Annotated in this window: 9 protein-coding genes; 3 read left to right on the top strand and 6 right to left on the bottom strand. The window is 60.2% G+C overall.

All coding sequences use genetic code 11. The features are described from left to right. Positions 1-51: 51 nt before the first annotated feature. Positions 52-3,237 (bottom strand): hypothetical protein, encoded by a 3,186-nt coding sequence (locus ACODTD_RS10040; RefSeq protein WP_489104801.1) that lies wholly within the window; start codon positions 3,235-3,237, stop codon positions 52-54. 477 nt (positions 3,238-3,714) lie between these two features. Here ACODTD_RS10040 and ACODTD_RS10045 point away from each other — a divergent pair, with 477 nt between their 5' ends. Then, positions 3,715-4,116, top strand: coding sequence for a DUF6124 family protein (locus ACODTD_RS10045; RefSeq protein WP_489104802.1), 402 nt, complete (start codon positions 3,715-3,717; stop codon positions 4,114-4,116). Between the two features lie 114 nt (positions 4,117-4,230). On the opposite strand, the gene ACODTD_RS10050 is transcribed toward ACODTD_RS10045, so the two are convergent. Both ACODTD_RS10050 and ACODTD_RS10055 read right to left on the bottom strand, forming a co-directional pair. Beyond that, complete coding sequence (locus ACODTD_RS10050; protein WP_108563106.1) at positions 4,231-4,590, bottom strand: PilZ domain-containing protein; 360 nt, start codon at positions 4,588-4,590, stop codon at positions 4,231-4,233. A 218-nt stretch (positions 4,591-4,808) separates the two neighbouring features. Then, positions 4,809-5,195 (bottom strand): tetratricopeptide repeat protein, encoded by a 387-nt coding sequence (locus ACODTD_RS10055; RefSeq protein WP_007951249.1) that lies wholly within the window; start codon positions 5,193-5,195, stop codon positions 4,809-4,811. Between the two features lie 174 nt (positions 5,196-5,369). On the opposite strand from ACODTD_RS10055, the gene pyk reads away from it, so the two are divergent. Further along, a complete protein-coding gene (gene pyk, locus ACODTD_RS10060) occupies positions 5,370-6,821 on the top strand; it encodes a pyruvate kinase (RefSeq protein ID WP_007951250.1) in 1,452 nt (483 codons plus the stop codon). A 138-nt stretch (positions 6,822-6,959) separates the two neighbouring features. Here the strand turns inward: pyk and ACODTD_RS10065 are convergent, their stop codons facing one another. From ACODTD_RS10065 to ACODTD_RS10075, 3 genes are read right to left on the bottom strand one after another with little or no spacing between them, the layout of a single operon-like run. Continuing rightward, entirely contained in the window at positions 6,960-7,709 is a 750-nt protein-coding gene (locus ACODTD_RS10065) for an enoyl-CoA hydratase-related protein (RefSeq protein ID WP_489104803.1), read from the bottom strand. 29 nt (positions 7,710-7,738) lie between these two features. Beyond that, the gene (locus tag ACODTD_RS10070) at positions 7,739-8,674 is read right to left on the bottom strand and encodes an iron-sulfur-binding ferredoxin reductase (RefSeq protein ID WP_011335677.1); all 936 of its coding nucleotides are present in this window, start codon (positions 8,672-8,674) and stop codon (positions 7,739-7,741) included. Beyond that, positions 8,667-9,773 (bottom strand): GGDEF domain-containing protein, encoded by a 1,107-nt coding sequence (locus ACODTD_RS10075; protein ID WP_201816295.1) that lies wholly within the window; start codon positions 9,771-9,773, stop codon positions 8,667-8,669. Before ACODTD_RS10075 ends, ACODTD_RS10070 begins: the two co-directional genes overlap by 8 nt. Positions 9,774-10,294: 521 nt before the next feature. Here ACODTD_RS10075 and ACODTD_RS10080 point away from each other — a divergent pair. Continuing rightward, the gene (locus ACODTD_RS10080; RefSeq protein ID WP_007960181.1) at positions 10,295-11,818 is read left to right on the top strand and encodes a fumarate hydratase; all 1,524 of its coding nucleotides are present in this window, start codon (positions 10,295-10,297) and stop codon (positions 11,816-11,818) included. The last annotated feature ends 116 nt before the right edge of the window (positions 11,819-11,934 follow it).

Below are 11,934 nucleotides of genomic sequence, written 5' to 3' on the forward strand. Positions count from 1 at the left end.
GATTCGATTAGGCGCCAGTCGCCAGCACCTGACAACTGTCAGAAATGACAGTTATTCCGACCGTTTGTCAGGACAATCAGATGGATTTTTGCCTGGCGGCGTCGGGTGGACCTCAAAGCGCGAGCTCAATACATGGTCGGAAATCGTCGCGCCGCCTGCATCATCGGAGATGGTTTGCTGGATCCAGCACCATTGGCCGCCTGCGGGTAACGGTCCCGTCGCATCGGCTTGCCAGCTTGCGCCGGAAACCGTGGCCCGCGCCCACTCTAGCTCGGGGTTGAACCAGCTTCGAACCTGCATGACGCCCGCTCGGCCTTGACCCGCGAAACGAACCGGATCACTGACTGATTGCCCCTCGACGGGGTTCTCCAAAACGGGTCGGTAGGTGCCCACAATCACTGTTCGCGCTGCGAAACTGTCGGACTGGAAACCCTCACACGTGGCCGTCACCTGCAAGAAGTTTTCTCCAGCAGGCTGCTCGACGTCCATGGCGACGGACCAGGTGCCATTGTCCTGCACCGTGGTTTCTCCTGCCCTCACTGCCCCCACACGGTTCAGCCAGACGGTGATCGCATCCCCCCGAATGCCGAAACCTGATGCGACCGAGCCTTGGCCCACATGCGCTTGCGACACAGGAGTTTCCAACACCGGAGGGGCTGGAACCACGCTGTAGTTCACCGGCTCGCTATCTCTGGAGGTCTGGTCTTCGAAATGTTGCCTGGCCCGAATGACTTTCTGTCCCACGGGCAATGTCACTTCGCCTTTCCATATGCCGTCGAGGCCTATTGGTACCTGTTTGAGTAGCGGCTCGGTAGTACCTTCCAGGAAAACATCGACCGTCCCTCCCTGTTCCCCCTTACCTTCGATCATCGAAGTTCGTGTCAGTCTGCCGCCCTCTAGCGGTGATTCAAAATCCGGGGGCAGCAACACGACATGAAAGGGATGCGACTCACTGTCCTCCGACTCCCGCCCATCGATCTCCTGCTTTGCCTGAACCACCCAACGGCCAAATTTCAGATTCTTGACAGATATTTCCCATGCCCCGTCAGCCGTCAGCTTTTCAGCGCCCAAAGGAGCGCCAGTCACGTAGTCCCACAGATACAACGTGGCACCTTTCATACCGTCCGTTCCTTGAAAGATCACGTCACGACCGACCTCGGAATCCTTTTCAGGTTGGGTGATGACCAGCGGGATCATGGGCTTGAAGAGCCGGAATATTTCAGTGGCCGCCGGCGAAGTCTGCTGGGCGGCAATCTGGGTCGCCGTAACGGTATGATCGATCTCCGGGGCAAAAGGTGCCGCACGCTGATAGGTCCAGGTTCTGCCGGTCACCGTGGCGGGGTACGGGGTGTCGCTACCACTGAACACGAGATGGACCTTGGCGTTCAATTCACAGGTGCCGGTGAAGGTGGGCGACAGCCCCTCAGATGGAACCCTGTCAATGCCGGGCGCAATCGGAGGAATGCGGACTTTGTGTTCGACGAAGTCGGACTGCTGGGCATTCACGGACTGTCGGATGCGAACGGTTCGATCATACGTAGGCCCCCACTCAACATAGGCTTTACTGGACCACTGGCTATTGGAATCGACTCGGGCATCCGGGGCGATTTTTGTGGTGCCGTCCGGGTCATAAAGCGACACCGTCGCGCCTGAAACACCCTTGCCAGAGAACGTCGTAGTGTAATCCGGTGTAGAGACCACATCGGACGGAGGTGGAAACTTGAACGGAAATTCGAACAGATATGGCAAAGATTCGATCCAGCCCCCCGCATTGTTGGAAACCTTCTGGATCACACTCATCTTGTAGAGGCCATCGGGCCAGTTCGTTGCGTGGGTTTCCCACTTGCCGCTTACGACCTTTGCGTCCCCCGGTGCCGCTCCTCCTGGACCACTGACCACCGTTATCGCGACCGTGGCACCTTCATAACCGTCACCGTCAAACTTCACGGTGGTTGCATCTGGAACAGTGACGTTGACGTCGGTCAATGGGGCTGGGCGGATGTCGAATCCCCTAGGATCGCTGATACCGAATAAAGGGTCGCCAGGCACGGTCTGCCGCGCGACCAATAAGCGCCGTCCTGGATCGACATCTACGTCAACACTCCAGTTGGCACCGGTGACTTGAGTATCGCCGAATTTAATTGAATGGTTTGCATCGAGGAGGATCTCTATCAAGGCTCCAGCCATGCCCCCTGTGCCGCTCATTGGGAATGTACGGTCTTGCTCGGTGCCGGCTGCCGGGAGAGTGATGACCGGGCTATCGGGTGGAACCTGTACATTGACAGGCACCGTATTAGACCATTTTCGGTTCCCCGATGTGGTGATCTGCTCGGCATGAAAAACAAACGCCCCATTCGGCAAAGGTTCGGTCAGTGGAATGCTCCACCCCGTGCCATGAACGGTGCCCGTCCCATAGATCCCGCCAACACCACCTTCCCTGTAGATATCAATTCTTGCGCCATTCTGGCCACTACCAATGATCGTTGGATTGGGCACCTTGATGATTTGATCCGGTTTTGGATCATTAATCACAGGGTCGTTGACCGGCAACTCGATTTTGACGGTGATGGTGCCCGAATCAATTTGTCCGTGCCAGCCGCTGTATTCCTCCCGAACGAAGACTGTCAGGTTCCCCTCGGCAGATGGGTACGCCTTCAATGACCAGTCTCCCATACCGCTTGTGCCAGATACGGTACCCACATCGCTATGGGGCACACCATTGCGCCATAGCCGGACCTTTGCGCCGGCGTGGGCGGTGCCAGTTATGGTAGGTGTGTTTGTAGGAAAAATGGTTCCGTCGGATGTTTTGAATGCAGGATAATGAACGGCCTTAAATTTATTGGTTTCAATCCATTCATAATCACTTGACATAGAAAAATTGAGTTTTATATGGAGGTAATAAGTTCCAGGCAAAATCAAAACATCTGCGTGAAAAACAAAATTATGAAAAAGTATCTTCAAACCTTTATACGAATGATACAAAACATACTGTCCGTCTCTTTCGGTATAGATATCCAGCGCGCCAATAAAAAGACGAATACTAGCTTCGAGACCTCTAAACACAATTCCTGGGGTCCAGCCAATAAGAGCGTCAGTTTCAGGATATCGGAGAGGGAAATACGGCAGCCGGACCTCCTTTTCCTCGGGAACGACAACTCTATCTACATCGTCAGTGGCTCGCGCCTCCTCCGGTAATTCCCCGGATGCATTTTTGTCGACGTCATCATCTGTGGCCATGAGAAACTCCATCGCTTTCCAAAGGTGGGATACCGGGCGCAAAGGTTTGTCACGCCATTCAACGCCGGCCCTGTCCACCGATGCACCTGACAGATCTGACAGTCCCGACAAACGGTAACTCTTCCCACAACCCGGTCCGGCAGCGTCCTGCAAGTCGTAACAGCGGGCTACGACGCCTTGTGCCATTGCCTACAAATCCCTCAGAATCCGCCGGCTTGTGCGCTTTGGCGTTGGCCCGTAACTTGACTCCCGTCGCTGCCAATCAGCGGCCGGGTTTAGTCGCCCGAGAGGTATCGCGAAGGTGCATAAGCGTCATCAAGTCGGGTATTCCCTATCCCCGCACTCGATGGTGGCTGTGTGCAGGGCGCTCTCGAGCGCACCGGTTTTCGCGATTCCTCCGGTCGACTAACCTGCTCACAGCCGCCACCCTTTTGCTTAGTCGCGATCGGGTGGTGGCTCTAAAACAGGAATTGCGAAATGAAAAAACCAACGCCAAATCCACCACTGGACACCGATCCAACGGGCCCGACCGATCAACCCGATCCGGTCTCTCCCTACGCCTCCGTCGATTCAAAAAAACTCCACGACGCCGCCCACCGGGCCCTCGACTTTTACCTCAACCCCAAAGCCGAAAAAACGCGTAACTCCGTCGATCGCGGCATGCAGATGTTCAAGGTCGACCCGGACATCAACCCCGAGGCGATCGCCATCCAGACCTACGAGACCTTTTCCTCGGTCAGCATTCTTCTGCTCGACCTGGCCGACAGCCTGGACGACAAGCCGCGGCATCTGGCGATGGCGATCTATCAGTTGAGCGAGATGGGGTTGCTGCTGGCAGAGAGGACGCTGGATAACGAGCGGGCGATTGCTGTTGCCTAGCCTTTGGTTATGGGTTGTCTGAAATGACGCCATCGCGGGCAAGCCCGCTCCCACAGGTATCAGCGCTGTCCTTGTGGGAGCTGGCTTGCCCGCGATGCTTTGGAAGGTTTTGAGTCAGGCCGAGGCCGGCAACGGCTGAAAACTGAAGTACTGCTTCAGCGCCTCGACCAGTTGCCCGTATTCGGGCGGCGTGCGGTACAGACTGAAGCCGGCGTCGTAATGTCGGGGGGTCGCGTCTTCGTGGCACCACAGGCAGCACGCCGTCAGGTCGATGACCTGCTGGCATCCTTCGCCCAGAGGGATCTTCAGGCGCAGGTTGAATTCGGCACCGATCATCATCGGCAACTGGCTGATGAGCATTAAACCGTCTTCGGACACGTTGCCCAGAAAGCCGATGGGTTTGTCGGTGACGCGGTTGAACACTCGCAGAAAATACGGCAGCTGGTGCCGTTCGATTCGACGGTCGGTAAACATACGCAGTTCGCCATGCCAGGCTCCATCACAGAGCCGCACTCGCTTCGGAACGGACCTGTGCGTCAGGTTCGCTCTCCCCGCTCCCGGTGTGGCGCTCGCCACGTCAATCTCATGCCAGTCGCAGGTGTTGCGCCGGTTCAGAAAGCAGGCTTCAAACCGGTGTCTCTGGACTATAGCTCACCTTGTACAGCCAGCCAGATTTTGTATGACAACCGCCATCAGAAGCGGGTTGGACGTACCACGGCGGCAGCGCTGCGCGTCGGGTAATGGCCCAGGCTCTGCAGGGTTTCCAGACGCGCGCGGGCGCGGTAGGCGTATTCGCTGTTGGGGTACGAGGCGATGATGAACTGATAGGTCTGCGCCGCATCGACGAACATTTTCTGCCGCTCGAGGCACTGGCCGCGCATCATCGACACTTCCGGCCACACGTAAGGGCGGGCACGGCTGGCGCGTTCGACCTTGGACAATTCGAGCATCACCTGCTCGCAATTGCCCCGGTCGTAGGCGCTGTAGGCGTTGTTCAAATGATGGTTCATCGACCAACGGGTGCAGCCCGTGACGGCGAGGACGCTGAGGGCAAGGGCGGCAATGGGCACGAATCGCATGGGGGGTTCTCCTGTCTTGTGCTCTGTATCGACCCCTGGTCGGAAATCTTCAGGCGCGTTTGTCCCAAAGTTGCCGTGTTCAATAAAGAAAGTATTAAGTAGTGCAAACGAACAATGACTACACCCTTCGAGCATAGTAGCCTTCGCTGGCGCTTGAACCTGAGGAGTCTTTGCATGTCCGTCCGTCGTACCAAAATCGTCGCTACCCTTGGCCCGGCCAGTAACTCGCCGGAAGTTCTCGAACAGCTGATTCTGGCTGGCCTGGACGTCGCCCGTCTGAACTTCTCCCACGGCACCCCCGACGAGCACAAGGCTCGCGCGAAGCTGGTGCGTGACCTCGCTGCCAAGCATGGTCGCTTCGTCGCCCTGCTGGGTGACCTGCAAGGCCCGAAAATCCGAATCGCCAAATTCGCCAACAAGCGCATCGAGCTGAAGATCGGTGACCAGTTCACCTTCTCCACCAGCCATCCGCTGACCGAAGGCAACCAGCAGGTGGTCGGCATCGACTACCCGGACCTGGTCAAGGACTGCGGCGTGGGCGACGAGCTGCTGCTCGACGACGGCCGTGTGGTGATGCGCGTTGAGACCGCCACCGCCACCGAACTGAACTGCGTCGTGACCATCGGCGGCCCGCTGTCCGACCATAAAGGCATCAACCGTCGCGGTGGCGGCCTGACCGCGCCGGCCCTGACTGAAAAAGACAAGGCCGACATCAAGCTCGCCGCTGAAATGGAAGTCGACTACCTCGCCGTGTCCTTCCCGCGTGACGCCGCCGACATGAACTACGCTCGTCAACTGCGCGATGAAGCCGGCGGCACCGCCTGGCTGGTGGCGAAGATCGAACGCGCCGAGGCCGTGGCCGACGACGAAACCCTCGACGGTCTGATCAAGGCCTCCGACGCGGTGATGGTTGCCCGTGGTGACCTGGGTGTGGAAATCGGCGACGCTGAACTGGTGGGCATCCAGAAGAAAATCATTCTGCACGCACGCCGCCACAACAAGGCGGTGATCGTGGCGACCCAGATGATGGAGTCGATGATCCAGAACCCGATGCCGACCCGCGCCGAAGTGTCCGACGTGGCCAACGCCGTGCTCGACTACACCGACGCCGTGATGCTGTCGGCCGAATCCGCTGCCGGCGCTTATCCGCTGGAAGCCGTGCAGGCGATGGCGCGCATCTGCGTCGGCGCTGAAAAGCACCCGACCAGCAAGACTTCCAGCCACCGCATCGGCAAGGAATTCGAGCGCTGCGACGAGAGCATCGCGCTGGCGACCATGTACACCGCCAACCACTTCCCGGGCGTGAAAGCGATCATCGCGCTGACCGAAAGCGGCTACACCCCGCTGATCATGTCGCGTATCCGTTCGTCGGTGCCGATCTACTGCTTCACCCCGCACCGCGAAGCCCAGGCCCGCGCAGCGATGTTCCGTGGCGTGTACACCGTGCCGTTCGACCCGGCTTCGCTGGCCCCGAACGAAGTCAGCCAGAAAGCCATCGACGAGCTGGTCAAGCGCGGCGTGGTGGAGAAAGGCGACTGGGTCATCCTGACCAAGGGCGACAGCTACCACACCACCGGCGGCACCAACGGCATGAAAATCCTGCACGTGGGCGACCCGCAGGTCTGAGTGACCGGTTGCTGAAAACGAAAAGCCCCGCCATGTGAATGGCGGGGCTTTTTCATTTCAGACTGATCGTTACTAGTTTGATCGTTCCCACGCTCCGCGTGGGAACGATCAGTGCGCGGAGTGCGGTCGGCGGATATCTCAATGCCGTTTGATGAACCCCGTCAACGCCGCCAACGCCTCCGGCGACCTCAGCCGCTGAGTGAACAGCGCGCCCTCCTCCTCGATCACCTTGCGAATCAACTCGCGATCCGGCGCGCGCATCAATTGTTTGCTGATGCGCACCGCCTCGGCCGGCAGCTCGTCAAACCGCAACGCCATCTCCCGCGCCTTGGCCAACGCGGCTTCGCCACTGCCCAGCGCCTCGGTTGCGATGCCCCATTGCGCCGCCTGCTCACCGGTAAACCCCTCACCCAGCAGCAACAACTCCGACGCTTTGGCCTGCCCGAGCAAGCGCGGCAGGATCAGGCTGGAGCCGAATTCCGGGCACAATCCGAGGTTGACGAACGGCATGCGCAGCCGCGCATCCCGCGCCACGTACACCAGATCGCAATGCAGCAACAGCGTCGTGCCGATCCCCACCGCCGCCCCGGCCACCGCGGCGATCACCGGTTTGCGGCACTCCAGCAAATTGAGCATGAAGTGAAACACCGGGCTGTCGAGGTCGCCCGGCGGTTGCTGGATGAAATCGGCGATGTCGTTGCCGGCGGTGAAGCACTCGGCGCTGCCGGTGATCAGTACCGCGTTGATTTCGGGGTCGCGGTCGGCCTGTTTCAGCGCGTCGGCCAATTGGCTGTACATGGCGCGGGTCAGGGCGTTTTTCTTGTCCGGGCGGTTGAGGCGCAGGGTCAGCAAACCGCGTTCGCGGTGCAGCAGGATGGCGTCGGGCATGGCAGGTCTCGCGTCTGAGAATTCAGCGCTCAACCACGGCTCAGGAAGACATCGGCCAGCAGTTGATTGCGCGGCAGTCCGGCCAGGAACAGACGCTTGGCAAACGCGTCGACGCTGGCCGTCGAGCCGCAGACTAAGGCCAGGGTTTGTCGGGAGACAAGGCGCAGTTGCGCCAAAGCGCCCGGCAACTCGGCCGCGGTCCACCGTTCGACGCTGAGGTTTTGGCGCTGCGCGGCCAGTGCTTCAAGGGGTTTGGCCAGGTAATGCCCGTCAGCGTCATGAGCCAGGTGAATGACGCGAATGGCGCCCCGATGATCATGACGCAAGGCCTCGCGCAACACGCCGAACAACGGGCCGAGTCCGGTACCGGCGGCCAGCAGCCACAGCGGCCGGTCGTGCCAGTCCGGGTCGTAATGCAGCGCGCCGCCGCGCAGTTCACCGAGACGGATCGGATCACCGATCTGCAAGCGGCGCGCGGCATCGCTGAATTCGCCGGGCTGGCGGCAATCGAGGTGAAATTCAAGAAAGCGGTCCTCTTCCGGCAGGCTCGCCAGCGAATACGGCCGCGCAATCTGGCCGGCCCACAGCACCAGATGCTGGCCGGCGCTGTAGCGCAGCGGCCGCTGGGGTGTCAGGCGCAGGCGCAAAACGCTGTCGCCGAGCCAGTCCAGCGCTTCGACCGTGGCCGGGCGACCATCGGTGACGGGATCGAAGGTGTGCACCTGCAAGTCTTCGATCACCTGACACTGGCAGGCCAGCCGCCAGCCCTGATCACGCTGTTCGACGCTCAGGGCATCCGGGCGACTGTCGGCGGGCAAGCCCTGCACGCATTGCACCAGACACGCATGGCAACTGCCGGCGCGGCAGCTGTAAGGCACCGCCACACCGTTCCGGTTGAGGGCATCGAGCAGGTTGCTGCCCGTCGCCACCGACCACTGTCGATCACCGACCCGCAGTTCAGGCATCGACGTTCTCCCATGCCGCCGCGCAACGATTGCGTCCGTCACGCTTGGCCCGATAGAGCGCCTGATCGGCACGTTGCAAGGCATCGTCCAGATCATCGCCCAGTTCCAGCAGGGTCATGCCGGCGGACAGGCTCAGGTTTTTCACATTCAGGCCCACCAGTTCAACGTCGGTGAAGGCGATGCGCAGCCGTTCGCAACAGGCGGTCAGGCGCTCGGCGTTGCAATCGGGCAGCAGCACCACGAATTCCTCACCACCATATCGCGCCAGCACATCGCCGTCGCGCAGACAGGCCCCGGCCACGCCGGCGAAAGCCTGCAACACCTGATCGCCAGCGGCGTGGCCGTGAATATCGTTGATGCGTTTGAAGTGGTCGAGGTCGATCAGCGCCAGACCATGCACCACGTCGGGCTCCATCGCATTCAGCTCGCGGGTGGCCAGGCGCAGGAAATGCCGGCGGTTGAACAGCCCGGTCAGTTCGTCGGTGGCCACCAGGTCTTCGAGCTGGCGCATCATCCCGCGCAGGGTGTCCTGATGCGCCTGCAAGGCGAACCGGCGCTGACGCATGCGTTGGCGCGAGGTCTGGACGAAGCGCGCATAAATCACCAGCCACGCCAGCACGATCAACAGGATGCAAGCCTGCAACGCGGAAAGCGCCGGATCGTGCAGATGCAAGTGGTAACCGTCCCACAGCGTGATGGCGCAAAAGCTGAAGAACACCAGCATCGCGCAGCGTACGAACGCCCGCTGTGACAGATGGAACAGGCCGAACAGCAGGATCAGGACATAGAAGACCAGGAACTCGCCCCGCGCTTCTTCCAGATGCGCGATCAGCCACGTCTGCCAACCAAGGCCGAGCAGCACTTGTGCTTCGGTCAGGCTCGGGTCGGAAAAGCGCAGATTGCAGCCTGAGAAAAATACCGCGAACAGGATTGCCTGGCTGATGACCACCAGGGCGCTGCCGACGGCGACGCCAGCCAGCGAATCTTCGTAATGTCCGGTGAAATACGCCAGCCACAGCAGCAGCAAAGCCAATCCATAGGTGGCTGCAGCGAGGGCGAAGCGTTTGAGCAAAAGACGTTGAATGGCGTTATGGGTCAATCGTTGACTCACCGTGCGATAAGAGGCTGACCGAGTGTCCTACTCTACAGACCGGCTGCCACTTTAGTGGCGCAGGCGATAAATGACCATTGATTTTCGGGCCGGGTATTTGGCGTCAAAGGCATGACCTTCGCGTACCGCCAAGAGCGCCCTCACCCTAACCCTCTCCCGGAGGGAGAGGGGACTGACCGTGATATTTTGTCGAATGTCGGCATCCTGAAATATCGCGTCAGACATCTATTTCAAGCTCTACACAAATCAGCTCCCTCTCCCTCCGGGAGAGGGTTGGGGTGAGGGCAGCGATATGAAAGTGAAAACCGATGCCAAATCTTCCCCCAACCATGCGACCAACGAATGACTACCGGCGCGTGTCACCACCGGGGAGGCGCGGTATACTGCCGCGCCTTTTTAGCGTCGCGCCAGCAGCCCCGGCGTGCCTTGAAAGGTGTCTGCGACCGACCGATGCAACCAAGCCGCAGGCACCTTATTGAATGTTCCCGTCTTTTAGAGGAGCGCGACTCATGACCGTGATCAAGCAAGACGACCTGATTCAGAGCGTTGCCGACGCCCTGCAGTTCATTTCCTACTACCATCCCGTGGACTTCATCCAGGCGATGCACGAAGCCTACCTGCGCGAAGAATCGCCAGCGGCCCGTGACTCGATGGCGCAGATCCTGATCAACTCGCGCATGTGCGCCACGGGCCACCGGCCGATCTGCCAGGACACCGGCATCGTGACCGTGTTCGTGCGTGTGGGCATGGACGTGCGTTGGGATGGCGCGACCATGAGCCTGGACGACATGATCAACGAAGGCGTGCGCCGCGCCTACAACCTGCCGGAAAACGTCCTGCGTGCCTCGATCCTCGCCGACCCGGCGGGCGCTCGTAAAAACACCAAGGACAACACCCCGGCGGTCATCCACTACTCCATCGTTCCGGGTAACACAGTGGAAGTGGACGTAGCGGCCAAGGGCGGCGGTTCCGAGAACAAGTCGAAAATGGCCATGCTCAACCCGTCCGACTCGATCGTCGACTGGGTACTCAAGACCGTTCCGACCATGGGCGCCGGCTGGTGCCCGCCGGGCATGCTGGGCATCGGCATCGGCGGCACCGCCGAGAAAGCCGCTGTCATGGCCAAGGAAGTGTTGATGGAATCCATCGACATTCACGAGCTCAAGGCCCGTGGCCCGCAGAACCGCATCGAAGAAATGCGTCTGGAGCTGTTCGAGAAGGTCAACCAGCTGGGCATCGGCGCCCAGGGCCTCGGTGGCCTGACCACCGTCCTCGACGTGAAGATCATGGACTACCCGACCCACGCCGCTTCCTTGCCGGTGTGCATGATCCCGAACTGCGCCGCCACCCGTCACGCGCACTTCGTATTGGACGGCTCCGGCCCGGCCTCGCTGGAAGCGCCACCGCTGGACGCCTACCCGGAAATCGTCTGGGAAGCCGGCCCGTCGGCCCGTCGCGTCAACCTCGACACCCTGACCCCGGAAGACGTGCAGAGCTGGAAGCCGGGCGAAACCGTCCTGCTCAATGGCAAGATGCTCACCGGTCGCGACGCTGCGCACAAACGCATGGTCGAGATGCTGAACAAGGGTGAAACCCTGCCGGTTGATCTGAAGGGCCGCTTCATCTACTACGTCGGCCCGGTTGATCCGGTCGGTGACGAAGTGGTTGGCCCGGCGGGTCCGACCACCGCCACGCGGATGGACAAGTTCACCCGTCAGATCCTTGAGCAGACCGGCCTGTTGGGCATGATCGGCAAGTCCGAGCGCGGCCCGACCGCCATCGACGCGATCAAGGACAACAAGGCTGTGTACCTGATGGCCGTCGGCGGTGCCGCTTACCTGGTGGCGCAAGCGATCAAGAAGTCCAAGGTTCTGGCGTTCGCCGAACTGGGCATGGAAGCGATCTACGAGTTCGAGGTCAAGGACATGCCGGTCACCGTTGCGGTGGACAGCAAAGGTGAATCGGTGCACATCACCGGTCCTGCGATCTGGCAACAGAAGATCAGCGAAAGCCTGGCGGTGGAAGTGCAGTAAGCACTTCATCTGCTTGTAAAAAACCGGGCGGCCAGCGATGACCGCCCGGTTTTTTTTCGCCTGCCGTCAGTCGGCACCTGTCAGATCTGACAGGTGCCGCGGCCAACCCCCTCTGT

The organism is Pseudomonas sp. FG35, from assembly GCF_057809295.1.

What these genes read in the sequence shown, in the direction of transcription:
- ACODTD_RS10040 (WP_489104801.1), bottom strand. Translation starts at nt 3,237, where the DNA reads ATGGCCACAGATGATGACGTCGACAAAAATGCATCCGGGGAATTACCG.
- ACODTD_RS10045 (WP_489104802.1), top strand. Translation starts at nt 3,715, where the DNA reads ATGAAAAAACCAACGCCAAATCCACCACTGGACACCGATCCAACGGGC.
- ACODTD_RS10050 (WP_108563106.1), bottom strand. Translation starts at nt 4,590, where the DNA reads ATGTTTACCGACCGTCGAATCGAACGGCACCAGCTGCCGTATTTTCTG.
- ACODTD_RS10055 (WP_007951249.1), bottom strand. Translation starts at nt 5,195, where the DNA reads ATGCGATTCGTGCCCATTGCCGCCCTTGCCCTCAGCGTCCTCGCCGTC.
- pyk (WP_007951250.1), top strand. Translation starts at nt 5,370, where the DNA reads ATGTCCGTCCGTCGTACCAAAATCGTCGCTACCCTTGGCCCGGCCAGT.
- ACODTD_RS10065 (WP_489104803.1), bottom strand. Translation starts at nt 7,709, where the DNA reads ATGCCCGACGCCATCCTGCTGCACCGCGAACGCGGTTTGCTGACCCTG.
- ACODTD_RS10070 (WP_011335677.1), bottom strand. Translation starts at nt 8,674, where the DNA reads ATGCCTGAACTGCGGGTCGGTGATCGACAGTGGTCGGTGGCGACGGGC.
- ACODTD_RS10080 (WP_007960181.1), top strand. Translation starts at nt 10,295, where the DNA reads ATGACCGTGATCAAGCAAGACGACCTGATTCAGAGCGTTGCCGACGCC.